At 62.8% G+C, this 25,612-nt stretch carries 28 protein-coding genes; 19 read left to right on the top strand and 9 right to left on the bottom strand.

Annotated features, from left to right (window positions below; translation table 11 throughout):
- Positions 1 to 194: 194 nt before the first annotated feature.
- Positions 195 to 539 carry a DNA-directed RNA polymerase subunit omega gene (gene rpoZ, locus SJY33_RS14150; protein WP_379923421.1) on the bottom strand — a complete coding sequence of 115 codons (345 nt, stop codon included), beginning with the start codon at positions 537 to 539 and terminating at the stop codon, positions 195 to 197.
- A 216-nt stretch (positions 540 to 755) separates the two neighbouring features.
- Between rpoZ and SJY33_RS14155 the strand changes: the two genes are divergently transcribed.
- Together SJY33_RS14155 and SJY33_RS14160 are read left to right on the top strand one after the other, a co-directional pair.
- Complete coding sequence (locus SJY33_RS14155; RefSeq protein ID WP_379923422.1) at positions 756 to 1,961, top strand: phosphatidylserine/phosphatidylglycerophosphate/cardiolipin synthase family protein; 1,206 nt, start codon at positions 756 to 758, stop codon at positions 1,959 to 1,961.
- Positions 1,962 to 2,121: 160 nt separating this feature from the next.
- Positions 2,122 to 3,510 (top strand): sulfatase-like hydrolase/transferase, encoded by a 1,389-nt coding sequence (locus SJY33_RS14160; protein WP_379923423.1) that lies wholly within the window; start codon positions 2,122 to 2,124, stop codon positions 3,508 to 3,510.
- 191 nt (positions 3,511 to 3,701) lie between these two features.
- Here the strand turns inward: SJY33_RS14160 and SJY33_RS14165 are convergent, their stop codons facing one another.
- Complete coding sequence (locus SJY33_RS14165) at positions 3,702 to 5,222, bottom strand: replicative DNA helicase (RefSeq protein WP_379923424.1); 1,521 nt, start codon at positions 5,220 to 5,222, stop codon at positions 3,702 to 3,704.
- Between the two features lie 135 nt (positions 5,223 to 5,357).
- Here SJY33_RS14165 and SJY33_RS14170 point away from each other — a divergent pair, with 135 nt between their 5' ends.
- From SJY33_RS14170 to SJY33_RS14180, 3 genes are read left to right on the top strand one after another with little or no spacing between them, the layout of a single operon-like run.
- The gene (locus tag SJY33_RS14170; protein ID WP_379923425.1) at positions 5,358 to 5,891 is read left to right on the top strand and encodes a UPF0262 family protein; all 534 of its coding nucleotides are present in this window, start codon (positions 5,358 to 5,360) and stop codon (positions 5,889 to 5,891) included.
- Between the two features lie 18 nt (positions 5,892 to 5,909).
- Positions 5,910 to 6,638, top strand: a complete 729-nt coding sequence (locus SJY33_RS14175; protein WP_379923426.1) for a glycoside hydrolase family 25 protein — start codon at positions 5,910 to 5,912, stop codon at positions 6,636 to 6,638.
- Positions 6,617 to 7,060 carry a cytidine deaminase gene (locus tag SJY33_RS14180; RefSeq protein WP_379923428.1) on the top strand — a complete coding sequence of 148 codons (444 nt, stop codon included), beginning with the start codon at positions 6,617 to 6,619 and terminating at the stop codon, positions 7,058 to 7,060. The genes SJY33_RS14175 and SJY33_RS14180 overlap by 22 nt, the downstream gene beginning before the upstream one ends.
- On the opposite strand, the gene SJY33_RS14185 is transcribed toward SJY33_RS14180, so the two are convergent.
- Entirely contained in the window at positions 7,057 to 8,196 is a 1,140-nt protein-coding gene (locus SJY33_RS14185; RefSeq protein ID WP_379923429.1) for a M14-type cytosolic carboxypeptidase, read from the bottom strand. The two genes, SJY33_RS14180 and SJY33_RS14185, sit on opposite strands and share 4 nt — an antisense overlap.
- Positions 8,193 to 8,828 carry a hypothetical protein gene (locus SJY33_RS14190; protein WP_379923430.1) on the bottom strand — a complete coding sequence of 212 codons (636 nt, stop codon included), beginning with the start codon at positions 8,826 to 8,828 and terminating at the stop codon, positions 8,193 to 8,195. The genes SJY33_RS14185 and SJY33_RS14190 overlap by 4 nt, the downstream gene beginning before the upstream one ends.
- Before the next feature lie 123 nt (positions 8,829 to 8,951).
- Between SJY33_RS14190 and galE the strand changes: the two genes are divergently transcribed.
- The 3 genes from galE to SJY33_RS14205 all read left to right on the top strand — a co-directional run bounded on the left by galE (position 8,952) and on the right by SJY33_RS14205 (position 10,895).
- Positions 8,952 to 9,962, top strand: a complete 1,011-nt coding sequence (galE, locus tag SJY33_RS14195; RefSeq protein WP_379923431.1) for a UDP-glucose 4-epimerase GalE — start codon at positions 8,952 to 8,954, stop codon at positions 9,960 to 9,962.
- A 113-nt stretch (positions 9,963 to 10,075) separates the two neighbouring features.
- Positions 10,076 to 10,201 carry a type B 50S ribosomal protein L36 gene (gene ykgO / locus SJY33_RS14200; RefSeq protein WP_017666014.1) on the top strand — a complete coding sequence of 42 codons (126 nt, stop codon included), beginning with the start codon at positions 10,076 to 10,078 and terminating at the stop codon, positions 10,199 to 10,201.
- A gap of 535 nt (positions 10,202 to 10,736) precedes the next feature.
- The gene (locus SJY33_RS14205) at positions 10,737 to 10,895 is read left to right on the top strand and encodes a hypothetical protein (RefSeq protein WP_379923602.1); all 159 of its coding nucleotides are present in this window, start codon (positions 10,737 to 10,739) and stop codon (positions 10,893 to 10,895) included.
- Between the two features lie 169 nt (positions 10,896 to 11,064).
- On the opposite strand, the gene SJY33_RS14210 is transcribed toward SJY33_RS14205, so the two are convergent.
- On the bottom strand, positions 11,065 to 11,409 hold the full coding sequence (locus SJY33_RS14210; RefSeq protein WP_379923433.1) for a hypothetical protein: 345 nt from the start codon (positions 11,407 to 11,409) through the stop codon (positions 11,065 to 11,067).
- A gap of 208 nt (positions 11,410 to 11,617) precedes the next feature.
- Between SJY33_RS14210 and SJY33_RS14215 the strand changes: the two genes are divergently transcribed.
- Both SJY33_RS14215 and recQ read left to right on the top strand, forming a co-directional pair.
- Positions 11,618 to 12,172, top strand: coding sequence for a winged helix-turn-helix transcriptional regulator (locus SJY33_RS14215; RefSeq protein ID WP_379923434.1), 555 nt, complete (start codon positions 11,618 to 11,620; stop codon positions 12,170 to 12,172).
- A 79-nt stretch (positions 12,173 to 12,251) separates the two neighbouring features.
- Positions 12,252 to 14,045: a DNA helicase RecQ gene (recQ, locus tag SJY33_RS14220; RefSeq protein ID WP_379923436.1), complete on the top strand. Its 1,794-nt coding sequence runs from the start codon at positions 12,252 to 12,254 to the stop codon at positions 14,043 to 14,045.
- Here the strand turns inward: recQ and SJY33_RS14225 are convergent.
- A complete protein-coding gene (locus SJY33_RS14225) occupies positions 14,042 to 14,857 on the bottom strand; it encodes a hypothetical protein (protein ID WP_379923437.1) in 816 nt (271 codons plus the stop codon). The two genes, recQ and SJY33_RS14225, sit on opposite strands and share 4 nt — an antisense overlap.
- 74 nt (positions 14,858 to 14,931) lie before the next feature.
- Positions 14,932 to 16,422, bottom strand: coding sequence for a YifB family Mg chelatase-like AAA ATPase (locus tag SJY33_RS14230; protein ID WP_379923438.1), 1,491 nt, complete (start codon positions 16,420 to 16,422; stop codon positions 14,932 to 14,934).
- Positions 16,423 to 16,562: 140 nt separating this feature from the next.
- Between SJY33_RS14230 and SJY33_RS14235 the strand changes: the two genes are divergently transcribed.
- From SJY33_RS14235 to yihA, 6 genes are all read left to right on the top strand, one after another.
- Positions 16,563 to 17,594, top strand: a complete 1,032-nt coding sequence (locus SJY33_RS14235) for a hypothetical protein (RefSeq protein WP_379923439.1) — start codon at positions 16,563 to 16,565, stop codon at positions 17,592 to 17,594.
- Positions 17,595 to 17,692: 98 nt separating this feature from the next.
- Positions 17,693 to 17,827 carry a 50S ribosomal protein L34 gene (gene rpmH / locus SJY33_RS14240; protein WP_036801591.1) on the top strand — a complete coding sequence of 45 codons (135 nt, stop codon included), beginning with the start codon at positions 17,693 to 17,695 and terminating at the stop codon, positions 17,825 to 17,827.
- 127 nt (positions 17,828 to 17,954) lie between these two features.
- A complete protein-coding gene (rnpA, locus tag SJY33_RS14245; protein WP_379923440.1) occupies positions 17,955 to 18,344 on the top strand; it encodes a ribonuclease P protein component in 390 nt (129 codons plus the stop codon).
- Positions 18,341 to 18,550, top strand: a complete 210-nt coding sequence (gene yidD / locus SJY33_RS14250; RefSeq protein WP_379923441.1) for a membrane protein insertion efficiency factor YidD — start codon at positions 18,341 to 18,343, stop codon at positions 18,548 to 18,550. Before rnpA ends, yidD begins: the two co-directional genes overlap by 4 nt.
- A gap of 64 nt (positions 18,551 to 18,614) precedes the next feature.
- On the top strand, positions 18,615 to 20,372 hold the full coding sequence (gene yidC, locus SJY33_RS14255; RefSeq protein ID WP_379923442.1) for a membrane protein insertase YidC: 1,758 nt from the start codon (positions 18,615 to 18,617) through the stop codon (positions 20,370 to 20,372).
- 4 nt (positions 20,373 to 20,376) lie between these two features.
- Entirely contained in the window at positions 20,377 to 21,057 is a 681-nt protein-coding gene (gene yihA, locus SJY33_RS14260) for a ribosome biogenesis GTP-binding protein YihA/YsxC (RefSeq protein WP_379923443.1), read from the top strand.
- Between the two features lie 62 nt (positions 21,058 to 21,119).
- On the opposite strand, the gene SJY33_RS14265 is transcribed toward yihA, so the two are convergent.
- Positions 21,120 to 22,046 carry an ATP-grasp fold amidoligase family protein gene (locus SJY33_RS14265; RefSeq protein ID WP_379923444.1) on the bottom strand — a complete coding sequence of 309 codons (927 nt, stop codon included), beginning with the start codon at positions 22,044 to 22,046 and terminating at the stop codon, positions 21,120 to 21,122.
- Positions 22,047 to 22,121: 75 nt separating this feature from the next.
- Positions 22,122 to 22,541, bottom strand: a complete 420-nt coding sequence (locus SJY33_RS14270) for a VOC family protein (protein ID WP_379923445.1) — start codon at positions 22,539 to 22,541, stop codon at positions 22,122 to 22,124.
- Positions 22,542 to 22,823: 282 nt separating this feature from the next.
- On the opposite strand from SJY33_RS14270, the gene SJY33_RS14275 reads away from it, so the two are divergent.
- The 3 genes from SJY33_RS14275 to dapE all read left to right on the top strand — a co-directional run bounded on the left by SJY33_RS14275 (position 22,824) and on the right by dapE (position 25,612).
- Positions 22,824 to 23,486, top strand: a complete 663-nt coding sequence (locus SJY33_RS14275) for a glutathione S-transferase family protein (protein ID WP_379923603.1) — start codon at positions 22,824 to 22,826, stop codon at positions 23,484 to 23,486.
- Entirely contained in the window at positions 23,483 to 24,361 is an 879-nt protein-coding gene (locus SJY33_RS14280; protein ID WP_379923446.1) for a S1/P1 nuclease, read from the top strand. The genes SJY33_RS14275 and SJY33_RS14280 overlap by 4 nt, the downstream gene beginning before the upstream one ends.
- 102 nt (positions 24,362 to 24,463) lie before the next feature.
- Positions 24,464 to 25,612: a succinyl-diaminopimelate desuccinylase gene (gene dapE, locus SJY33_RS14285; protein ID WP_379923447.1), complete on the top strand. Its 1,149-nt coding sequence runs from the start codon at positions 24,464 to 24,466 to the stop codon at positions 25,610 to 25,612.

Here is a 25,612-nt window from a genome sequence, read left to right on the forward strand (position 1 = left end):
GTCCGTGCAACCCTTTTTGTGACCCTTGCGTTACACCACACGGGATAGCGCGCTGCCTCCCGATGGCAAGCATCCGCTGGGGCAGGTCATGAACCAGTCAATTGCAGGGCTGAAACGATCAAGGGGCGGGTCAGACCCGGAATATCCCGGCCTGACCCGCCCCTTGATGAAGGCAAGATATTGCTACGAAACGCTTACCCGTCGTAATCACCGCCAAGCGACGTGGTGCGGGCAGGCGCTGACGCGGTGATCCGCAACGCTTCGGCCGACTGGCTGAGCGAGCCGATTTCATCGGCTTCGTCTTCATCATCGGGAAGGATCTTCTGCAAGCTGGTCACCAGCGATTCATGCAGCGCCCGCGGGCCCACGGTTTCTTCAGCGATTTCGCGAAGGGCAACGACCGGGTTCTTGTCGCGGTCGCGATCAATGGTCAGCTCGCTCCCACCGGAAATCTCGCGCGCGCGCTGGGCGGCAAGCAGGACGAGGTCAAACCGGTTGGAAACCTTGTCAACGCAATCTTCAACGGTAACGCGTGCCATGGGCAGCCTTTTGTCAGAATCAGGACGGGAACGAAAGCGCGCAGGTAGGCGCAAGGGCATGGGAAGTCAAGAAAGGCAACGCGTGATCGGCCGCCGACGTGACCCGGCTACCACGCGCATCACCCCGTTTCCCGATGCTGGCCTGGTCAGACAAATCGGCGCCCGCGTGCTTTTTGGATTGTTACATGACGCTGCCTTGGCGCTATGGTGCTGCGCATGGCCCACGATCAAATCTTCGCCTCAGCTGCCGATTCCAACTCGGACGCACCTGATTATTGTGATCTGGAGCCGTTCACGATTTCGGCAGCGGGGCACGAATTTGAATTCTACCCCCACGGGCGGGATCGGCTGAAGGCGCTGGTCGAGGTGATCGACAGTGCCAAAACCGAACTTAAGGTGTTCTATTACCTGTTCGATAGCGATACCGCTGGCACGATGGTGCGTGACGCCTTGGTCGCGGCAGCGCAGCGCGGGGTCAAGGTGGCGTTGATCATTGACGATTTCGGCAATGACGCGGGCAGCGAGTTCTTCGATCCGTTGGTCGACGCAGGTGGCAGCTTCGCGATCTTCTCACGCCGTCTCACGCGGCGGTATCTGGTGCGCAATCATCAGAAATTCGTGATCGTGGATGAAAAGCGGGTGATGACTGGCGGGGCCAATGTGTCCGACCACTATTTCGCCATCCCCGCCGACAATGGCTGGTGTGATCTTTCGGTTCGGATCGACGGCCCTGTGGTTGAGCAGTTCAGTGCGTGGTTCGGCCTTTTGTCAGACTGGGTTGCTAATGAGGAATTGGGGCGCCGCAAAAAGCTGAGGCGTCTGCGTGACATCGTAAAGGATTGGGAAGGCGGGGAGGGGCCGGTGCGCCTGCTGGTCGGCGGCCCGCTGGTGCGGCGCGGCCATTGGGCGTGGGTGCTCAAACAGGATCTGATGAAGGCGCAGCGCTTTGATGCCGTTTCTGCCTATTTTTCACCCCCGCGCAGCTATCGCCGGCTGATCCGAAAGGTGGGCCGCAGGGGGAATGCGCGTCTGGTTCTTGCAGGCAAATCCGATATTTCGGCCGCCATCGACATGGCCCGGCTGCTTTATGGCAAGTTGCTGAAAGCCGGGGTCAAGATTGCCGAATTCGGTGTGTGCAAGCTGCACATGAAACTGATGGTGGTCGATGATGCAAGCTATGTGGGCAGCGCCAACATGGACAAGCGGTCGTTCCGCATCAATGTGGAGCTGATGGTGCGGATCGAGGATGCCGGTCTTGCAGCAAAGCTGCGTGAACTGATCGACCACATGGAAGCATCCAGCGTGCCGATCACACGTGAACGGTACAAACGTGAAAGCACGTTCTTCAATCGGATGCGGTGGCGATTGGCCTATTGGATGTCATTGGCCGACTATCGCATCAGTCGAGTGAGCGCGCAGTAAGCCCTTATGGCTGCAGCAGCGGCAATTTAACCGCATCCTAACCTTGTTTGGTTAATGGCTTTGGCAACAGAGGCGGGATTGTCCCCGCGTCTGCGCACCGGGTCGTTTGGCCCCAAGCACGCAGCGCGTCCGGGCGCTGGGGACCAGGAGCCAAGCGACCGTGCAGCATGCCCTTCCGATCCGATTCCCGTCCCGGCCCATCGCACCTACTACACGCGCAGCGCTGATAAACTGGCTTCTGGTCTGGGTGCTGCTGGCCAATATCGGTTTCAGCCTGCTGTATGCGATAGGCGGACCGCCGCGGGTCATGTCGATCTTCGTATTTGGCGCGGCGGGGCTGCTGGTGCGCAATCAACCTTGGTGGGTGCGCTGCCTCACCTTCATCGCTGCACTGGCCTATGCCGTGATCCTGTCGGTCGGTTCGCTATTCAACCTTTCGATATTTGCGCTGAGCCGTTCGATAGTATTCATGAGCGAATTGAACGCACTCAATTCGGCCGAATATGTCGCGATCGGGGCTGGACTGACCGGGATTGTGGTCACCGCCGTGTGGCTGTTGCGTCGCCCGGCAAAGCTGGATGACTGGCGGGCTATCGCCATCGCCGCGATTTGCGTGGCGGTGGTCATGTTGTTTGATGTCGCCGTGTCGCAGGGCGCGCGTGGTCATTACAAACGGGTCCATAGCGCCGATGCGGTGTTTTCGTCTGCCGTATCTCAAACCGATTTGGTCGCAGGCGCCAGCGAAGACAGGCGGCACTTGCTGATCGTGATGGTGGAGTCGCTGGGTGCGCCCGTGTCGAACCGCGAAATGCAGCGGCTGATCTTTGCGCGGTACAAGGACAGCGCGGTACGTTCGCGCTTTGCCATAAGCCACGGCACGACGACCTTTTTCGGCTCCACCACGTCGGGCGAAATCCGCGAATTGTGCGGTCGGTGGGGCGATTATGATGAACTGGTGACGCGCCGGGACACCACCTGCCTGCCCGCACAGCTATCACGGCAGGGATATGAGACGACAGCTTATCACAGTTTTAGCGGACACTTTTTCGACCGCGAACAATGGTATCCCAATACCGGTTTCGACAAGCAGTTCTTCCGCAATGACCTGCTGCAGGGCGGCGCGGAAACCTGCGGCGGGGTGTTTCCCGGCGTTTGCGACCGCGATGTTCCGCGCCAGCTTGCAGCGCACCTGAAGGCCGCCAACAAGCCGCAGTTTGTCTACTGGCTGACGGTCAACAGCCATCTGCCTGTGCCCGAAAAGAACAATCTGCGCACAGAGGATTGCGCACGACTGTCGCCCCGGCTGGCAAACGAACATCCGTTCATTTGTCGCCAGATTGCGATATGGGATTCGATTGATGCTGCCATGGTCCGCGAAATCACCGCAGCCGACTTTCCGCCCACCGACATCCTTTTCGTCGGCGACCATATGCCGCCCTATTTCGATCGGAAAAGCCGGACGCAGTTTGCACCCGACCGTGTGCCATGGCTGCTGCTTAAATGGCGCAAGACGGACGGGGACGTATCTGCCGCACAACCCCCGATCTGACGTAGCTATCTACCCGTAAAATTCTGTCAGGGGCAGCTTGTCGAAGATTGTTAGAAGCAGTTACAATCCAGCAATCATTTATGTGCCGTGTGCAGGAAAATTGCGGCCTATGTTGTCGCACTACGACCGATCATGAGACGGATCTGGGTTTAACTTGCGCTGACGCAGGCCAACAGGTTTGAGCCGGCGCCCTATTCCTGACCCCAGTCGGAATAGTCCTTGAAGTTGGGCGAGGTGAACTTGGTGATGTCGCTCTGGAAGTGCAGCGGCACGTTGCCGGTTGAACCGTGACGCTGTTTTGCCACGATCAGCGTGGCGCGGCCCACCAGACCTTCAAACTTTTCTTCCCACAGGCGGTATTTTTCCTGCACATCGGGGGTGCTGCTGGCGTCCGGGGTGTCGGGCTTCACCAGCAGGTGATAGTAATCGCCGCGGAAGATGAACCACACCATGTCGGCGTCTTGTTCGATCGAGCCGGATTCGCGCAGATCGGACAGCATCGGCCGCTTGTCTTCGCGGCTTTCCACCGCACGCGACAGCTGCGACAGCGCGATCACCGGAACCTGCAATTCCTTGGCCAGCGTCTTCAACCCGCGACTGATTTCGGAGATTTCGTTCACGCGGTTGTCGTTGGCGCGGCCCGATCCCTGAAGCAGCTGAAGATAATCGACGATGATCAGACCGATATCGTGCCGCCGCTTCATTCGCCGGGCGCGGGTGCGAAGGCTGCCGATGGTCAGCGCTGGCGTATCGTCGATATACAGCGGCAATTCGGCAAGGCGCTGGCTGGCATAGGACAGCTTCTGGAAATCCTCGCGCGTCAGCTTGCCGCTGCGCAGCGCCTCGGAGGAAATTTCAGCCTGTTCGGCAAGGATACGCGTGGCGAGCTGATCCGCACTCATTTCGAGGCTGAAGAAGGCCACCGGCGCGCCATAATTGAATTCGCCCCCGTCGCGCTGCCATTCGAGATGCTTTTCGGCGCAGTTGAAGGCGATGTTGGTGGCGAGCGAGGTCTTGCCCATACCGGGGCGACCGGCAAGAATGATAAGATCGGAATTGTGCAGGCCCGATGTCTTCTGGTCGATCGTGTCGAGGCCCGTGGTCTTGCCTGAAAGTCCGCCGCCCGAATTCATTGCAGCTTCGGCCAGCTTGATCGCGTGCATCGCGGCTTCGCGGAAAGTGGCAGCTTCGCGCCCCGTCGCTGCGCCTTCGGCCACGCGGAACAGATCGGCTTCGGCCTGCGCGATACGGTCGAGCGGGGAGGTGTCTTCGGATGTGTCGAGCGCGCCTTCAACCAGCCCGCGCCCCACGCTTACCAATTCGCGCAGCAAGGCCAGGTCGTAGATCTGTTGCGCCAGTTCGCGCGGAGCTAGCAGGCCTGCGCCGCTGGCGGTGAGCTGCGCCAGATAGCTGGTGCCGCCCAGTTCCTTCAACGCCTCGTCCGCCTCGAAATAGGGGCGCAGCGTCACAGGCGAGGCTGTGGCGTTGCGTTCCAAAAGCGCCAGAACACGGGTGTAGATGCGCTGATGCAGGCCTTCGAAGAAGTGGTCGGCGCGAATCGGCACCTGCAATTCTTCCAGCACGCGGTTGTCGATCAGCACGGCGCCCAGAAACGCTGCTTCGGCGTCCAGATTGTAGGGCAGCTTGCGTGCCACCGCGTCGGCTTCGGCGGCTTGCAGTTTGATCGGGGTCACTTTTTCGGGTTCGGCCATGCGGGTCAGATGCGCGCTGAGGGCGTCTGTGCGCAAGGGTATTTGCGGGCAATATTTATTTGCGACGCTGTGGATAGTGGGGAGAGTTTGTCGAAGTGCTTGAAGTGTCGCCCCTCCATCTGCGAAGGCAGGCAAATGGCCGATCCGCCGTCCGATTCCCTGCCGCTTTCTTCCGCGCCCGGTGCTGCGGGGGCGCAGCGCATTGCCAAGGTCACGCTGGATGAAGCGACGATCCTGTGGCGCAATGCCGATGTCGAACAGGAACGGCGCGTGGCGATCTATGATCTGATCGAAGAAAACAGTTTCACGCCCGTCCGTTCGGCAGAACGCGGCAGCCAGGGGCCCTATCATCTGCACCTGTCCGTCACCGATGGCCGTCTGGCGATGGATATCCGCGATACAGGTGACGCGCTGCTTGAAACGCTGCTGATCGGGATGGCCCGGTTCCGCCGTCCGATCCGCGAATATTTTGCGATCTGCGATTCGTATTATCAGGCGATCCGCAAGGCGACCCCGACCGAGATCGAGACGATCGACATGGCGCGGCGCGGGATCCACAACAATGCCGCCGAATTGCTGCTGGAACGGCTGGAGGGGAAAGTCGATACCGACTTTGCCACCGCACGCCGTTTGTTCACGTTGATCTGCGTGCTGCACATCAAGGGTTAGGCGAGGGGCACCAGACACATGGCAGCAACACGCGCACCAGGCGCCAAGCGGTCGCGTAGCCGCGGCGCACGCCGACGGCGGTGGATGCTGCGCGTCGCTGCACTGGCGGCGCTGTTCGGCATCGCCTTTGCCGCCTGGCTATGGTGGGACATGCGCGGCTGGCGGCCGGACGCGGCCCGCTATCCGGAACAGGGGGCGTTTGTGCCCGCGGGCGGCGCCGAAGTTCGCTTCGCCACACTGAAGGCGGTGGGCGCGCAATTTGTGTATCTGCCGCTTGCAGCCAATGCGCCCGGCGGGTTTCCTGATCGCTTTGCCCGCGCGCGTACGGCGGGGCTGCAAGTCGGCGTGATGCTTGATTTCGACCCCTGCCTTGGCGCCGATGCGCAAAGCGGCATGTTTGCGCAGATGGTGCCGCGCGATGCCGACCTGCTGCCGCCCGCCATCGGGCTGAGCCGATTGGCCGATGGATGCGCGCCCAAGGTGAGCGACGCCGCGGTCGAAAGTGAGTTGATGACCCTTATCAACCAGATCGAAATTCATGCGGGCCGTCCAGCGATACTCAAACTGGCTCCCGCGTTTCAGGATCGCCACGGCACCGCAGCAACGCTGGCGCGTGATCTGTGGCTGGCGCGTGATCGCGCGCGGCCGGACTATGCCGGACGTCCGTGGCTGCTATGGAGCGCCAACAGCGCGCTTGTTACCGAGGCGAGCGAGGAGCCGGTCGAATGGGTGGTGGTGCAGAAATGAACCTGACGCAGACACAGGAGCAGGCGCTGATCGCGGAAGCCTATGCTGCGGCCGAGAACGCCTATGCCCCCTATTCCGACTATCCCGTGGGCGCGGCGCTGCTGTTCGATGACGGCGCGGTGATTACTGGGTGCAATGTCGAGAACGCGAGCTACGGCCTGGCCCTGTGCGCCGAAACGGTCGCGGTCGCCAAGGCACTTGGCGAAGGGCGGCGCGGCGGGCTGGCGGCGGTCGCAGTGGTGGGCCTCAAGGCCGATAATGCGCCAATTACCCCCTGCGGTCGCTGCCGTCAGGTGCTGAACGAAGTTGCGGCCTTGGGCGCGACCGATCCGCTGGTGCTGTGTGTCAGCAACGACGACGTGCGGCGCGTGACACTATCCGCGCTGCTGCCGCACGCCTTTGGGCCTTCCCACCTCGGCTAGGCTTCGCGCCCCTCCAGCCATTCGACCAGCGCTGCCAGACAGTCGCGTCCCAACATCTTGCAGCGTTCCGGGGACCAGCCCTGTTCGGGTTCGGGGAAATCGGCGAGATCCTTGTAGGGCATCTCCAGCGTCATCGCGACTGCGCCGAAGCGTTCGGCGAGCTGGTTGGTGCTCATCGACAGGTTTGCGCGACCCGCGGCGGCTTTGGGGTAGCCCAGCTTGGTCTGGAAATCGGGCGTGCGGCGATCAAGGATGCGCTGATAGCGATCATAGCCTGCGCCCTGCGCTTCGGTCCATGAGGGGATGCCGTCAAACCCGGCAATGAACACCGCCGGGATGGCTTCATCAGCGTGCACATCCATGGCAAAGTCGCACCCTGTTCCATCCATCCGGTTCCGGATCGCCAGTACTTCGGGGGACCGTTCAGCGGTGGGGTTGGCCCATTCGCGGTTCAGGTTGGTGCCAACCGCATTGGTTCGCAAATGCCCGCGGCGTGAACCATCGGGGTTGCAGTTGGGAACGACATGGATCCGGCAATGCTTGCGAAGCGCGCGCGCCACCGGATCGGCGGGATCGGTCAGGCACGCCAAGGCGCCCTCCATCCACCATTCGGCCTGCGTTTCGCCCGGATGCTGACGGGCATAAAGCCACACCCGCATATCGCCTTCGCCCATTTCGAGGCAATCGATCGCCTGACCATCCAGCGTCGTACCGAGTCGGATGTAGTCCACCCCATCGCTCGCTGCGGCCTCGGCAATCAGATCCTGATGGCGCTCCATCGAATAGGGCGCGAAATAGGCGCACCAGAACACACCGCTGGACGCAGTATAACGGATGGTCAGCGTGCCGCCGTCTTCGTCCTTGTCGAAGGTCGAAGATGCGCGCGTCCAATAGGCACGGTCTTCCGAAACGCAGGCATCATAATCTGGCCAGCCGCCCGGATAGGCGCTTTCGTTCAGCCCGGTGATTTTGAGCACCGCGTCCTGGCCAGCGGGGGCTGTGACACGGAAATGGAACCACTGAAAGAATTCAGAATCCTTGTCGCGCCGGATCGCGAGGCGCGCAGTGGCGCCATCAATCCCCAACACGTCGATATTTCCGCTGTCGAACCCGGAATCGATAAAAAGAGAAGTCATTTGGCCGCCTGTAGGTTTTTCACGTCGATCGTAACGGTTTCGCCATTGCCACCGGGGAAGTCCCGGAACAACCCGGCTGCTAGCGTGCGGGCGCTGGCGTCGATCTGCGAATAGGGTGATTTGATCCCCGTTGCCTGCTGCGCACGGCCTTCCCACAGGGTCGTGCCATCGGTGCGCGTGATTCGGACAGACAGTTCCGTGATCGCGCTCGCATCCTCACGCCCGCCGCCAAGGTTCACGCCGACGCCAAGACCAAGGCCCGACCCGAAGCCGCCTGTCTGACCGCCGACCCCGACACTCACCGGGCCGCGATCGCGCACGGGCGCGGCGGTGATCGGGGCGCGGCTGGTGCGTACGGCCGCTATCTGACCTGCGCCCGCGGTATCGGTCACCACGGTGTAGCCAAGCGCGGTCAATTCGCCGCCGACTGCAGCGGCAAAGGCGCGCCGCGCGGCTTCGTTGCTGATCGTTTCGGGAAAGCTGACCGCGATGGTGCCCTGTCCAAGACCCGATGGGCTGGGCGCCACAAACCGGGTGACTTCAACCGGGCCGGTATAGGGCGATGTCGCGCATGCCGACAATGTCATGGCAGCGGCAAGCGCCGCAGAGGCAAGCATTCGGGTTGGCATCATGGCAGGGTTCCTTTTGTGTAGAGGCACATATAAGACGCACAAAGCGCTGTGCACAGGCCCGTGTGTTTGTGATCCAGTTTGTGAATTGCGGGTGAAACCGGGTTGGATGACAGGGGCAAGGGCATGACATCATCGGGCAAACCATCCGTGCTGGTAACGGGGGGCGCAGGCTATATCGGCAGCCACGCGGTGCTGGCACTGAGGGACGCGGGCTGGCCCGTGGCGGTGATCGACAATCTGACGACCGGCTTTCGTTTCGCCATTCCCGATGATGTGCCGCTGTATGAGGGCGACGTCGCCGACGCCAGCCTGCTCGCGCGCATCTTCTCCGAACAGAAGACCGCGGCAATCATGCATTTTGCCGGGTCGATCGTGGTACCCGAAAGCGTGGCCGACCCGCTTAAGTATTATCACAACAATACCGCCAAAAGCCGCTCGCTGATCGATGCAGCAGTCAGGGCAGGCATTGCGCATTTCATCTTTTCGTCCACCGCAGCCACGTACGGCGTCCCCGAAGTCGCCGCGGTGAGCGAAGATACGCCGCAGCGGCCGATCAATCCTTATGGCTGGTCAAAGCTGATGACCGAACAGATGCTGGCCGATGTCGCTGCCGCGCATCCGATGAACGTCGGCGTGCTGCGGTATTTCAACGTGGCCGGGGCCGATCCGCAGGCGCGCAGCGGCCAATCGACCGCAGGCGCGACGCACCTCATCAAGGTGGCGATTGAAGCGGCGCTGGGGCTTCGCGAATCGGTGAGCGTGTTCGGCACCGACTACGCCACGCCTGATGGTACCGGGGTCCGCGACTACATCCACGTCAGCGATCTGGCTGCTGCGCATGTGCTGACGCTGGAGGCGCTGCTGGCAGACCCTGCGCGGTCGCTTACGATGAACTGCGGGTATGGCCGCGGGTTTTCGGTGCAGGAAGTGCTCGACGCGGTCGACCGGGTGACGAATCAGCAGCTTGATCGCCGGATCGAAGGCCGCCGCGCGGGCGACCCCAATTCGCTGATTTCCGATCCTACGAGACTGAAGCAGACGCTTGGCTGGTCACCGAAGCATGCTGAACTGGACACGATCGTGGCCCATGCGCTTGCTTGGGAACGGAAACTGGCCGATCTGCGGGCCGGATGATCGCAAGCCCCGGCAAGCGCATTGACGCGAAGGGCCAAGGCCGCTAACGGCTCAGTTCAATTATTCGCGCGTCGGGCCCGATCCGGCGCGTTTTCATTTGAAAGCTGAGAGCCATGAAGATCGTCAACAGCCTCAAGTCGCTCAAGGGCCGTCACCGCGACAACCGCGTGATCCGACGCCGCGGCCGCACCTATGTCATCAACAAGACCGATCGCCGTTTCAAGGCCCGCCAGGGCTGATTGGCGCGGCTGCCGGTGATCGGCAGCTGATGGAATTGGCGGCCCGCCTCCTGACCGGAGCGCGGGCCGCACGCATTTGAGGAGCAGGCGGCGTGCGCAAGGCGGTGGTGTTCGATGTCGGACGGGTGCTGTTTCAATGGCAATTGCGTGCGCTGTTCGAAACGCTGATCGACGATCCGCAGGAACTTGACTGGTTTCTTGATCACGTCGTGACTGAAGAATGGCATTTCGAACATGATCGCGGGCGGGCGCTGGCGGACATGATCCCCGAACGCGCTGCGCTGTTCCCCGCCTATGCCGCACATATCCGCGCCTATCGCGACAGGTTCAACGAAACGATTACCGGGCCAGTCCCTAGGACGCACGCGATCGTATCGCGGCTTGCGGCCGAAGGTGTACCGCTATTCTGCCTGACCAATTTCGGCGATGAATTCTGGCAGGGCTTCCGCCCTTCCGAACCGATCTTTGATCATTCGAAGACATCATCGTTTCGGGCGTTGAAAAGGTCGCCAAGCCGGACCCGCGCATTTACGAAATCGTCGAACAGCGCACCGGTCGCAGCGGCGCTGCGCTGTTCTTCACCGATGACAACGCCGCCAACATTGCGGCCGCACGCGCACGCGGATGGGATGCGCACCTGTTTGTCGATGCCGAAGGGCTGAGTGCGCAGCTCCAGACCGCCGGGCTGCTGTGAACTGGTAAGCCTGGGTCGCTGACAGGCGCGTCACGGTACATTTTCCGCGCCCAAAAACGCCAAACCCCCGGCTGCACGCTGCGGGACAAGCGGGCGCCGGGGGTCGCGGTGCTCTGTCGCGGCGGGGAGAGGGGCGCCGCACAGAGGGGGGACATCATTCAGGCCGAAATCAGCCGTTGCACTTGGCCAGTTCTTCTGCGGCCAGATCTTCACCATCGACCTTGAAGCTGGCCACTTCGCCAAACTTGCGGTTCAGGCTGCGGCACACGCGAAGCGGACGGGCAGCGGCCTTGGGGGCGACGCAGGTGGCGTCCTTGCAGGCCCAGGCCACGCCATCGGCGACGGCGCGCGTGTCCTTTGCAGGGGCTGACAGCGTGGCGCTGTAATAGGGCGCGCCTGCTGCATTGGCTGGAGCGGAGCCTGCGACCACGCCGAAGCTGAGGCCGGCATACACAACAGCCGAAGCGAGGATGGCAAGCTTGCCGGTGCGGGGAATCGAGAGGGTGTTGATCATCGGGGTATCCTTTGCCTTGCTTTATATTTGGGCCGTGGCCCCTTGGTCTCAGTTATCTTATTTTGCAACGCAACATTTCGATTCGAAACCAGTTGCTATTCGCTACCTACATAACTAGGTTGCGGGTTGCAACTGATAAGTGAAACTTTTTGTGAGGCTGCCAAAAAGCGGTTACACACAGCCCCTGACGGGGAAGGAAGCTGGGCATATGGGTGAATTGAGAGAGCCGCTGCGCGAACTGATCGAATGTGGTCTGCCGCAAGCGCTCGAAGTGATGGGTGAACGCTGGTCGTTCATGATCCTGCGTGCAAGTTTCAATGGTCTCAAGCACTTCGAAGAATTTCTGAGCGAGCTCGGGATTGCGCGCAACATCCTGTCCAATCGCCTTGCCAAGCTGGTGGAGCACGGCATTCTCAAACGCGAACCGTGCGAGAATGATCGCCGCAAGATCGAATACCGGCTCACCGAAAAAGGGCTCGATCTGCTTCCCGCGATGCTGGCCTTGCGCCAGTGGGGTCAGAAATACGGCAGTGAAATCGTGGTTGAAGACCCGGTGCTGGTCGACGAACGCGACCGTTTGCCGATCGGCGCGGTGTCCATCCTTGCGCATGATGGGCGTATCCTTGGGCCGCAGGATCTGTCGCTGATCCGGCCCGAAAACCTTGGCAAACGCGCTGATGGCACGCTTGCAACTCCTGACGCGGGCCGGGCCAGCGCCGAGGTGCGCGAACTCGCCGCGGTAAGAGCCACCGGCGCACGGTAGGCGCGCTTTGCCCTTTTTCCGTCGATAGCCCGCCTGGCGCGGGTGCCTTGTCGCCGCCGTATCGGCTAGGGCGGCGGCGATGCACGCGGCCGCTCCTCCTGAATGTCACGATGTCCTGCGCCGGACCTTTGGCTTTCCTGCGTTTCGCGGGCAGCAGGAGGCGGTGATCGGGCGGGTCATGGCCGGCGCGCACACGCTGGCCCTGATGCCGACAGGCGCGGGCAAAAGCCTGTGCTATCAGGTGCCGGCACTGGCCCGCGAAGGCACCGCGATTGTCATATCGCCGCTGATCGCGCTGATGCACGACCAGATCCGGTCCGCCAGCGCCGCCGGTATCCGCGCTGCATCGATGACATCGGCCGACAGCGACAATGCCGCCACCGCGCAGGCGTTTCGCCAAGGCGCGCTTGATCTGCTTTATGTCGCACCCGAACGCGCCGCCACACCCGGTTTCCAATCATTGCTGGAACAATCGCGCCTGTCACTGTTCGCGATCGACGAGGCGCATTGCGTGTCCGAATGGGGACATGATTTCCGCCCGGACTATCGCGGTCTTAAACCGATGCTCGACCGGTTTGCCGATGTCCCCCGTCTCGCGCTCACGGCAACCGCCGATCAGGCGACACGCGCCGATATCCTACGCCAGCTTGGCATTCCGGATGCCGGGCTGATCGTTGCCGGGTTCGACCGGCCCAACATCCGTTACGCAATTACCCCGCGCGACAATGGCGCACGGCAGATCAACGATCTCCTTACGCGGCTGGACGGCGCGGGCATCGTCTATGCGCCCAGCCGCAAGGCGACCGAGGATATCGCCGCGCAGATCGCCCGCACCGGGCGAGAGGCCGCGTTCTACCACGCCGGGCTTGAACCCGAACGCCGCGCAGCGGTGCAGGCGCAGTTCGTCGCGTCCGAAAGCATGGTGATGGTTGCCACCATCGCATTCGGCATGGGGATCGACAAGCCCGACGTGCGCTTTGTGATCCACGCAGGCCTGCCCAAATCGATTGAGGCCTATTATCAGGAAACTGGCCGCGCAGGCCGTGATGGCGACCCCGCCGAAGCGCACATGTTCTGGGGTGTCAGCGACTTTGCCCGCGCCCGCCAATGGCTCGGCGATGTGGAGCCGGAACGGCTGGCGGGTGAACAGGCGCGGCTCAATACGCTGGCGCAGTTGGTTGAAGCACCGACCTGTCGCCGTGCGATCCTGCTGCGCCATTTCGGCGAACAGCCGCCTGCGCAGTGCGGCAATTGCGACAATTGCGAAAACCCACCGCAGGTGCTCGACGCGAGCGAGCTTGCCCGCAAGCTGCTATCCGCCGTTTACCGCACCGGACAGAGCTTCGGGATCGGGCATGTCGAAAAAGTGCTGACCGGACAGAACGATGACCGCATCACCAGTCGCGGGCACGATCAGCTTTCGGTATTCGGGATCGTCAGTTCGGGCGAGGCGGGATTGTTGCGCCCGCTGACGCGCACGCTGGTGGCGCGCGGAATGCTGGCGGCGACCGAACACGGCGGGCTGATGCTCGGCCCAGAAGCGCGCGCCGTGCTGAAGGGCGAGGCGCCGGTCAGCATTGCCGAACCGCCCGTCCGCGCCCGCCGCGGTCGGCGGGGGCGCAGCGGCGGCGATGCGCCCAATCCGATCGGCAATCCATTGTTTGAAGCCTTGCGGCACAAGCGCAAGACGCTTGCGAGCGAGCACGGCATTCCGGCCTATGTGATTTTCCATGATTCGGTGCTGCGCGACATGGCCAACCAATGCCCTGAAACGCTGGCCGAATTGGGAACGATCGCGGGCGTGGGCACCAAGAAGCTCGAAACTTGGGGCCCCGACTTCATTGCCGTGGTGCGCGATCACGTGAACCGTTAGCGCGGCGCCCGCGAAACCGTGTAGTCGATCCGGATGCGAACCCACGAACCGAACTGTTCGCGTCCGCCGATGCGCGCCGGGCGCACCCGGAATTGCCATGCCGCCGCCAGCACGGCACGGCCGATCATGGACCCCTGCGGCCCTTCGCTCTGCAAGACGCAATCCTCGACATAGTAATCGGGCACGGTCTTGCAGACGATCAGCGCATAGCCGGGGCCGTTGGCGGTCGAAAGATAGCCGGCAAGCTCCTGATCGGTTGGTTCCCGATACCAGCGGGCTGCATACAGCGGTTCGCCATTGGGCGCGGTGCCGACGCGCTGACTGTCACCTGCGGTGCGCGGATTGCCGGTGTCAGCAGGGCCCATGGTGCGTCCCGGCCTGATCCGCGCGCCGATCCGCGGCGGCGCAGCGCTGGCCTGTGGCTGCGGCTGTGGTTGCGGCTGGGTTTGCGGTGCAGCAGGCTGGGCCGCAGGACTGGGCCGCAAGACCAGTGGGGTAGGGCGGAGCGGCTCGCTGTCCAGCGGCTCGGTTGGTACGGGCGGCACGGGGGTATCGGGCTGAGGCGCGCTGGCGCTGGCGGGCTCTTCGGCCGGCTCGGACTCCGGCTCGGCGGGGAGTTCGATCGCCGTCATCGTTTCGACCGCGCGCCCGTCCTCGTTACCGCCGATCCGGGTTCCCAGAGTCAGCAACAGCAGCAGGATCAGGGCTTCAAGCACCAAAGCGATTGCAAGGCTCGCCAGCTTGCGGCGACGTGGGGCATCCCGCAGCGCCTGCCACAGCGCTGCGATACCACGCGGTTCAGCCGTCGCCATCGCTGAAGGATCGTCCGGAATTGCCAATGCGCCCTTGCGTCGCCCGGGAGGGGGAACCCGGATTGGGCCGCTCTTTAACCTGTCATCAGGCGATAGGATAGCGCCTCGGCGATGTGGGTGCGACCGATCGTTTCAGCGCCCGAAAGATCGGCAATCGTGCGCGCTACCCGCAACATCCGGGTATATCCTCGTGCGGACAGCCGCAGCTTTTCGGCCGCTTGCAGCAAAAGCGCGCGGCCAGCGTCATCGGGGCTGGCATGGTGATCGAGCAATTCGCCCTCCAGTTCGGCGTTCGATCGTACCCCCCGCGCCACCTGAACCGCGCGCGCTGCGGCGACCCTTCGGGCTACTTCGGCGCTGCCTTCCGCGGGCGGGGGCAGCGCCATGTCCATCGCGCTGACCGCGCCGACATGCACATGCAGGTCGATCCGGTCGAGCAGCGGACCGGACAGGCGCGCCTGATAATCGCCGACACAGCGGGGATATTTGGTGCAGTTGCGCGTCGGATCGCCGGCATACCCGCAGCGGCACGGGTTCATCGCAGCGACCAGCTGGACCCGTGCGGGGAAACTGACATGCGCATTGGCCCGAGCCACATCGACACGGCCCGTTTCGAGCGGCTGCCGCAGCGAATCGAGCACGGGCCGCTGGAATTCGGGCAGCTCATCCAGAAACAGCACGCCCAGATGCGCCAGGCTGACTTCGCCGGGGCGAACCTTCAGTCCGCCGCCCGTCAGCGCCGCCATGCTGGCCGAATGGTGCGGCGCACGGAATGGGCGCGCCCGGCTGATCCGGCCCGCTTCCAGCGTCCCGGCGACCGATTGCACCATCGACACTTCCAGGGCTTCGGTTGGCGTAAGGTCGGGCAGGATACCCGGAAGGCAAGACGCCAGCAGGCTTTTGCCCGACCCCGGCGGGCCGACCATCATCAGGTTGTGTCCGCCTGCTGCTGCGATTTCGAGCGCGCGTTTGGCGGTTTCCTGCCCTTTGACCTGCCGCAGATCTTTGCCAGCCACGCTGTCGGCCACCGTGCCGCGGGCTGGTTCCGGAAGGACAAGGCTGCCCTTGAGATGGCCAATCAGGCTGGTGAGATCGCGCGGGGCGAGCACCGGGACGCCGCTCGCCCAGCGCGCTTCGGGCCCCTGTTCGGCAGGGCAGATCAGGCCGGTTCCCGATTCGCTGGCATGCAGCGCTGCGATCAGCACGCCGGGGCTGGCGATCACGCGGCCATCCAGCGACAATTCGCCCACCGCGATCCAGTCTCCCAGTTGTTCGGCATCGGTCACGCCCATCGCCGCGAGCAGCGCCAGCGCGATGGGAAGATCGTAATGCGATCCGTCCTTGGGCAGATCGGCGGGCGAAAGGTTGATCGTGATGCGTTTGGGCGGCAGCGCAAGGCCCATCGCAGACAAGGCCGATTGCACCCGTTCGCGGCTTTCGCTGACCGCCTTGTCGGGCAGGCCCACCACGCTGAAACGCGGCATTCCGGGGGCAACCTGACATTGCACCTCGACCGCGCGCGCTTCGAGCCCGAGATAGGCGACCGTTCGTACCAGCGCGACCATCAACTTGACCCTTGCGTCCCCCGTTGCCGGATAGTGCAGTCTTAAGAGAGGCTTGTCGAGCGCCCGCGTGACAGTGTTAAGGGTTTTCTAAAGCATAAATCTTTGCGAATTGGGAAAGGCCGCGGGCGCACACCTGTGGCATGATCCGCGTGTGGGCCCCTTTGATGCTTGCGTTTGCGCTGCTGCTTCCAGCAGTGGCAGCGCATGCCCAATCGGGCGCCCGCGTGGTGGAACGGGTCAGTTGGGTCGAAGAATGGGACCCGGCAACGGGCCAGTGGGTGCGTGTCGATGATACGCCCGCGAGCTACAACCCCGCCTCGCATGGCGATACGGTGGCTACCAGCCTGCAATCGGGTCGCTTTGCGGTTACCGAAACCGTGCATCACCAACCGGTGCGTTTTATCGCATCGGCACCGCACGCCCCTTCGCAGATGGCAGGGATTGCCCGGTTTGGCCCCTTCCGCGTGATCGACGGGCAACGCGCAGCTTTGGTGGCGTCTACCGATGCCGAAAGCCCGCAGGCGTTTGCCGCAATGCTGGCCGCATATCCGGGGCTGAAAACAATCGAATTTGCCGATGCTCCGGGCACCAGCCACGATCTGGCGAACCTGCGGCTGGGCCGGGCGATTCGCGCCGCGGGGCTGGCAACGCATGTGCCCGCAGGCGGATCTGCGCGATCGGGTGCGGTGGAACTGTTTCTGGCCGGCACCCGGCGGACGATGGAGGAAGGCGCGCTGTTTGCCGTGCATTCCTGGCGCGATGAACGCGGCCGGGAGCCGGCTGATTTCGCGCCTGACGCGCCGGAAAACCGGCTCTACCTCGATTATTATGGCGAAATGGGCATGCCCGGCGATCAGGCGCGTGCCTTCTACGCCATGACCAATTCGGTGCCCCATGCTGGTGCGCTGTGGTTGCAAGGCGCGGACATGGCGCGCTGGATAGCTCCTGCGACGACGGTCGCGCCCAAGACGCAGCGTCCCGCTGCGATCGAAGCCGGGCTCCGCATTGTGCTGGCACGGTCGGGCGGGGCGCTGGTCGATGCGCTGCGCACCCCGTTGCGCCTGGCGCGCGGGACAAATGCTGCAATCGCACTCGCGCCGCGGATCGCATATGGCGATATTGGTGCAGGTCCGGTCGCGGGTTTGCTTGACTCTCATGCGGCTTTCCCATAACGGCGCCGATCTGATTTCCGGTCGCGTTTGCGCGGCCACGGTTGCGGTATGGGTCATTACCCCGATACCGAACGGCCGGTAGCTTTTTCGAGGATGATATGAAGCGGACGTTCCAACCCAGCAATCTCGTGCGCGCCCGTCGCCATGGTTTCTTTGCACGCAAGGCAACCCCCGGTGGCCGCAAGGTTCTTCGTGCGCGCCGCAACCGCGGCCGCAAGAAGCTCTGCGCGTAACTTGTTTTTCGCAGCCCCTGTGGGCTGCGGCATTCTCGCTCGCGGGGCCTGAAGGCCCCGTCGCTGCGGGCGCGCGGTCGCGCTTGCGGGCTCCCTCCGGGGGCCCGTTTTCGTTACCACACCGAACATGATCTCCGTCATCACCAAGCGTGCCGATTTCCTGCGCGCCAACAGCGGCCTGCGAAATGCGCGGGCCGGATTCGTGTTGCTCACCCGCCCCAACGAAGGGCAGGGCGTCCGCTTCGGAATCACCGTGACCAAGAAAATCGGCAACGCCGTGGTGCGCAACCGGATGAAGCGGCGATTTCGCGAATTGCTGCGCGCTGCGCTGCCAACCCTGGGCCTGCCCGATCATGATCATGTGCTGATCGGACGTGCAGGCGGGGTGGAACGCGACTTTGGCGTGATGGCGGACGAACTGGCCAAGGCGCTGGAACGGGCGCGCGAGGGCCGCGGCGATCCGTCGGGCGGACGGCGACCGCGCAAGGGCAATCGCCAAGGGGCCAAGGCGCGGTGAAGCGCGTTCTGATCCTTATCGCGCGCGGCTGGCAATTGGGCCCATCGCGTATTTTGCCGCCATCTTGCCGCTATGCCCCCTCGTGCAGCCAATACGCGATCGAAGCGATTGGCAAGTATGGTGCGCTCAAGGGTGGATGGATGGCATTTAAGCGGCTACTGCGCTGCCACCCGTGGGGCGGGCATGGGCATGATCCGGTCCCCTAGGGCTGGAAATTTCGCTGTCTTAACTCCATAATACACCGCGTCACGCATTACTCAGGGCATTATCTTGGACAATCGCAATCTTCTGCTCGCCGTCGTGCTTTCGGGTCTGCTCATCCTTGGGTGGGACGTGGGCATGCGCTATTTCTACCCAGAGGCCGCGATATCGACGCAGGCCCTGCCCACGGAACGGGCGGCCGATGGCACGATTGCCGGTGAAGCGCCGGTGACCGGTACCGGCAATCTGGGCGCAGAGGCGGCAGCCGCGCGCAAGGTGGACATGACAACCGCGCTTGCCAGCCCCAATCGGGTGGACATCGATACCCCGCGGGTGGCCGGATCGATCAATCTTGTCGGTGCGCGCATCGATGACATCGTGCTGAAGGACTACCGTGAAACGGTGGACAAGGATTCAGGCCCCGTCCGCCTGTTTGCCCCTGAAGGCACGCCCGCACAGTATTTTGCGGAATTCGGCTTTGTCAGCAACGGCGCGCGCCAGCCTTCCAACCTTCTGTGGCAGGCTGATGGCGCCCGGCTTACGCCGACCACACCTGTCACGCTGACCCGCACGGATGCGGGCGGCGTGACCTATGCCATCCGCTTTGCCGTTGATGCGAACTACATGATCACCGCCACGCAGACCGTGCGCAACGCGAGCGCTGCGGCTGCGGTGGTGCAGCCCTTTGCCTTGATCAAACGTACCAGCACCAACGCCACGATCGACCAGTTCGTGGCCCATGCCGGCCCGGTCGGCGTGTTCGGCGGGACATTGTGGGACCCGCATTCCTATGACGAACTGGCCGAACTGGGCGGCGAAACCCCCGAAGGCGCGCCATCGTGGCTGGGCTTTACCGATCAGTACTGGCTGGGCGCACTGGTTCCGGGTGATGGCAATGGCAATGCACGGGTCGACAATGCCGGCTTCCGTTCGCTGGGCAACACGCTGTTCCGCGCCGATCTGCTTTACGCGGCCACAACTGTTCCGGCAGGCGGCACGCTGACACAGCAGTCGCGGCTGTATGCGGGGGCCAAGGACAGCCAGATCCTCGATCTCTATGAAGAAGACGGCATCACCTATTTCGGCAAGGCGATCAGCTGGGGCTGGTTCGAGATTGTCGAAAAACCGATCCTGTGGCTGCTGCGCACGCTCAACGGTCTGGTGGGCAATTTCGGCGTAGCCATCATCCTGCTGACCGTGTTCATTCGCGGGTTGATGTTCCCGGTGGCGCAAAAGGGCTTTGCCTCGATGGCGGCGATGAAAGCCGTGCAGCCCAAGATGAAAGAGATCCAGGAACGCTTCAAGGACGACAAGCAGCGCCAGCAGCAGGAAATCATGAAGCTTTACAAGGATGAAAAGGTCAATCCCTTGTCCGGCTGCCTGCCGATGCTGATCCAGATCCCGGTCTTCTTCGCGCTGTACAAGGTGCTGGTGCTGGCGATCGAGATGCGGCACGAACCCTTTGCGCTGTGGATCCGCGATCTGTCCGCGCCCGATCCGGCGCATATCCTGAACCTGTTCGGGTTGCTGCCTTACGAGGTGGTGGGCTTCCTTGCGATTGGCCCGCTGGCCATTCTGCTTGGCATCACGATGTGGTTGACCTTCCGCCTCAACCCGACCGGGGTGGACCCTGTGCAGAAGCAGATGTTTGCGATCATGCCATGGATCCTGATGTTCGTGATGGCGCCGTTTGCCGCAGGTCTGCTGCTGTACTGGGTGACATCGAACATCCTGACGCTGGCCCAGCAGAGCTATCTCTATTCCAAGCACCCGCAGCTCAAGGCCGCAAACGCGGCGGCCGCGGCACAAAAGAAGGGTGCAGAGTGACGCTGTGACCGATGACGATGATTATATCGCCCGCGAGGAAGCGGCATCGCGGCTGTTTTCGGGGCCAGTGGATTTCCTGCGCTCTGCCCCGCAGCTGCAATTCCTGCCTGACCCCGACGTGCCCGAAATCGCATTTTGCGGGCGCAGCAACGTGGGCAAATCCTCGCTGTTGAATGCGCTGACGGGTCGGCGTGCGATTGCGCGGGCTTCGGTGACCCCAGGCCGCACGCAGGAGCTCAATTTCTTCGATGTCGGCCGCCCGCAAGACGATGGCGCGTTGCCGCTGTTCCGATTGGTTGACATGCCGGGATACGGTTTTGCCAAAGCCCCGGTGAAGGTGGTCGACAAGTGGAAGGCGCTCGTCAACTCCTACCTGCGCGGGCGTGCAGTCCTGTCACGAACGCTGGTGCTGGTAGATAGTCGCCACGGTATCAAGGACGTCGACCGGACGATGATGACCATGCTTGACGAAGCGGCAGTCGGCTATCGTGTGGTGTTGACCAAGACCGACAAGATCAAGGCGAGCGATCTGGACAAGGTGGCCGAAGCGACCGCTGCCGAAGTGCGCAAGCACGTGGCCGCCTATCCCGAACTCCATCTGACCAGCAGCGAAAAAGGCATGGGCATCGCCGCTCTGCGTGCCGCGGTTGTATCAGATGCCCTGGGCGAAAACTGGGCGGGATAAAGCCTCAACTTTGCGCGACTGCAACGGTTGTGCGCGGATCGCGATGCATGGTTGGGAAGTGGTCACATCGCTGCTGCCTGATATGATGGCACATCAGCTTGGCAGGGTCGGGTATTGAGTGCTTCCGCCCAGCGGCTTCCGATCAGCGCGTCCAGTTCTTCTGGATCGAAGCGATCCAATCCAGACCCGGGATAAAACGTGACCTCTCCAAATTTGGGCATCCCGTCGATCTCATAGAAATCAACCCGCGCAAAGTCGAATGGGCTTGCTATCCGTTCTGCATTTGCAACCATTCGGTCCAGACTTGTCGGGGCAGTTACCGGTGCTTCGTCGAACTTGGAAATCTGGTTCCAGCGCCGATCATAAAGAACCCAACGATGGTTTTTGACTCGGTCGACGTGCACCTGAATGAAAGCGGCAACGCCTCCGAATACATAGATCTTGTAGTCGACAGGAAGGGCTGCCCGGTTACCCAGGAAAGGTTCGACGATGAAACCCCGCGGGATATCGCGATAAGCCCATTCGTCCAACCATAAGCCATAAGGCTTGTCGGCCCATTTTGATGCCCGCCGGCGCGCGATCTGGTAATCTGATGCGTCGTAACACACGGCATTCTGATTGCATCCGTGGCTTGCTTTCAGGATGAAAGGAAACGTCCAATCCGGGTTTTCGGGAAGCGAATTTCCTGTCCATATTGTGGGAATGATCCAGTTTTCCCCAAACAGGCGCGCCGCCGCAGCCTTGGCCGTTACCTTGTTTACGTACAAACCCATCCGCGGGTCACGGTCCAGGAGTTTGCGGCGCTGGATAAGTTCGGTGAACCGCGTCGGATTGCCAAGGTTGGGAAGCCGGCCATGGCGCCACAGATAGGTAAGACGGACCCTCAGGCGCGCAGATGGCAGGAGCCAATGTGGCAATGACGGAAGTCTGCGCAGGTTCATAGCGTCATATACCAAACGGTACGCGACATGTTCCAGCCGCGCACTCATTGATAATGGACACCTTTAGTCAGCCGTTGCCGGCCGTAAGCCTGCGGCTCGATCTTTTGCAACGCTGTCGCCAGCCTATTTTGCAAACAGCTTTTCCATATCGATGAATGCCTTGAATTCCAGTGCGTTGCCCGCCGGATCGCGCAGGAACATGGTGGCCTGTTCGCCCGGTTGGCCTTTGAAACGAATGGTCGGTTCGATCACGAAGTCCGCGCCGCCATCGCGCAGCCGCTGCGCCAGCGCGCGCCATTCCGCCATGCCCAGCACCAGTCCGAAATGGGGCACCGGAACCCCATGCCCGTCCACATGGTTGCGCGCACGGTCACCTGCCTGACCGGGGGCGAGGTGGGCGACGATCTGGTGCCCGTGAAAATCGAAGTCGATCCACTCCGCGCTCGAACGCCCTTCGGCGCAGCCCATCACCCCGCCATAGAACGCGCGTGCAGCAGCAAGGTCATCGACCGGAAAGGCGAGATGGAACGGAGGCAAGGTCATACCCTGACCAACTAGCGCGGCGCGCTTTGCAAGGGAACGCGTTTTCCTACACGCCGTCGCTGTGCCAGCCCGGACACTGCCATGCGCCGACCATCCATCCGCCCCATCGCCGCGCCGCTCAGCCGCGAAGACTTCGCTGCAAGGCTCGATGGCTTGCGCGCCAGCGCGATTTCCCCTTCTGGACAGTGTCTCACATGTCACCTCGTTCAGCGTCGACAGCGCATGGATGAACGGCTAGGGCGAGTGCCGGATACGGCCCGGCAAGGTGGAGCACGCGGCGGCATGAAACTGATCATCGGTAACAAGAACTACTCAAGCTGGAGCCTGCGCGGCTGGCTTGCGGCCAAGCAATCGGGCCTGCATTTCGAAGAACTGACCGTTCCGCTGATGGGCGAGGAGTGGGATCGGCTGAAGCAGGACATGGGCGAAGTGCAACCTTCCAGTGGCAAGGTGCCCGTGCTGTGGGACGGGGACGCCGTGGTGTGGGACAGCCTCGCGATCCTCGAATACCTTGCCGACAAGGTGGGGCGCGAACGGTTCTGGCCCAAGGATGACGCAGCCCGCGGCATGGCGCGCGCGATGGTGGCCGAAATGCATTCGGGCTATCTGGCGCTGCGCCGCGAACTGCCGATGAACATCCGCCGTCGGATCGAGCTGCCCGGCCTTTCTGAACAGACCCGCCACGATATCGTACGCATCCTTGGCCTGTGGGCCGAAGCACGCGCCCGGCATGGCAGCACCGGCCCGTATCTGTTCGGCACGTTCGGCGCGGCCGACATCTTCTACGCACCTGTCGTGACGCGCTTCGTCACCTACGGCATCAGCGTTCCGGGCTTTGCGCAGGCTTATATGGAAGCGATCCTCGAACATGACTGGATGCGCGAATGGTGCGATGCCGCCGAGCAGGAAGAATGGGTGATCGAACAATGGGAAGCAGCAGTATGATGCGTCTTGCTGCCATCTGCATGGCGATGCTGGCGCTGCTGCCTGCGCCTGCGCACGCCTGGGGCTTTTACGCCCACCGCCAGACCGCCGCGATTGCCGAGGCGAATGTGACCCCCGAAGTGCGCGCCAAAATCCGTGCGCTGCTCGCCCATGAAAAGGCGCTGGGCACGCCCGAATGCCCGCTGAAGACGCTGCAGGACGCCGCCGTCTGGGCCGATTGTGTGCGCGGCGAGGGGTGGCGCTGGGGCTATACCGCCGCGTGGCATTACCGCACCGCACCGATTTGCCAGACGTTCAACCCACGCGCCAACTGTTCGGGCGGCAATTGCGTCACCGCGCAGGTCAACCGGGCGCACCGCATGCTTGCCGATGAACGCCTGCCCGCGCCGATCCGGTTGGAAGCACTGGCTTTTCTGGTTCACTTTACCGGTGATGTGCATATGCCGCTGCATTCGGGCGATCACGAGGACCGCGGTGGCAATGACCGCGAGGCGGATTACGGGATCAGGCCGGGGTACAACCTCCATGCAATCTGGGATGGCCCGCTGGCCGAACGCGCCATCACCGATCCGGCCGATCCGGTGGTGCGGCGCTACACCCCTGCCGAACGCGCCGAACTGGGCGGAGGCAACCCGGACGATTGGGGCCGCGAAAGCTGGGAGATTGCGCGCAGCTTTGTCTATCCCACCGCCTTCGACACCGATGATGTCTGCGCCGCGCCCTTGGCGGAAAAAACTGTGCTCAGTCAGGATGACATCGTCCGCGGTGTGCCGATCGCCAAACGCCGGGTGCAGCAGGCCGGGGTGCGGATCGCCGATCTGCTTGCCAGCGCATTTGCGCCGGGTGCGCTGCCAGAGCCGGAGCGCCGCGAATGAACGCCCGTCGCCGCGCGCACCGCAGCATCATGGCAGGGCAAGGGGAACCCGTCGCCCAATCGCGCTTGGGCAATGCCGCAAACTCCTGCTAGGCAGACAGAAATGCTTGATCCTCTCGACCTTGCCAAGCGGCTGATGGCCGCTTCCAGCGTGACACCTGCAACCGGCGCGGTGTTTGGCGAAATTGAAGCGATGCTGGCACCATTGGGCTTTGCCATTCACCGTTTCACCCGGGGCGATGGACCCGAGGGAAGCGACGAGGCACCGGTCGAAAACCTGTTCGCCATCCGCACCGGCCCGCCCGGCGCGCGCCACATCGCCTTTGCAGGACACCTCGATGTCGTTCCCCCCGGTGAAGGCTGGGCGACTGATCCCTTCATCCCCGAAGTGCGCGGCGACCTGCTTCACGGTCGCGGCGCGGTCGACATGAAAGGCGCCATCGCCGCAATGGTCGCTGCCGTGGCCGACGTGCCTGCCGACGCGGGCACGATCAGCTTCATCATCACCGGTGACGAGGAAGGTCCGGCGCTGCACGGCACCCGCGCGCTGATCGATTACATGGCGACAAAAGGTATCCAGCCTGATCTGTGCCTTGTCGGCGAACCCACCAGCGTCGCCCGGCTGGGCGATATGGTGAAGATCGGTCGGCGCGGTTCGGTCAACATCTTCATCGATGTCGAAGGCGTGCAGGGCCATGTCGCCTATCCGCACCTTGCCGACAATCCGCTGCCCAAGCTGGTGGCGATTCTGGCCGAACTGGATGCGCTGACACTCGACACCGGCACCCGCTGGTTCCAGCCCTCCAACCTCGAAATCACCGATATCAACGTGGGCAACCGGGCGCATAATGTGATCCCGGCGATGGGCACCGCTAGGGTGTCGATCCGCTTCAACGATCTGCATACCGGCCACAGCCTGTCCGAACGGGTCATGGCGATTGCCCAGCGCCATGGCGGAACGGCGCGGCCGGTGATTTCGGGCGAACCATTCCTGACCGAGCCTGGTGAATTTTCCCGGTTGGTGAGCGATGCGGTGGCCGCGGAGACCGGTATTACGCCCGAACTGTCCACCACTGGCGGCACATCGGATGCCCGCTTCCTGCGGGCCGTATGCCCGGTGATCGAATTCGGCCTGTGCAATGCAACCATGCACAAGCGCGATGAAGCGGTGGCGATCCCCGATCTGGCGGCGCTTACCCGAATCTATACCCGCATTGCCGTTCAGGCACTGGCATTGGACAAAGGACAGTAA

The sequence above is a fragment of the Erythrobacter sp. R86502 genome (assembly GCF_042466465.1).
In the GTDB taxonomy this organism is placed as follows: domain Bacteria; phylum Pseudomonadota; class Alphaproteobacteria; order Sphingomonadales; family Sphingomonadaceae; genus Erythrobacter.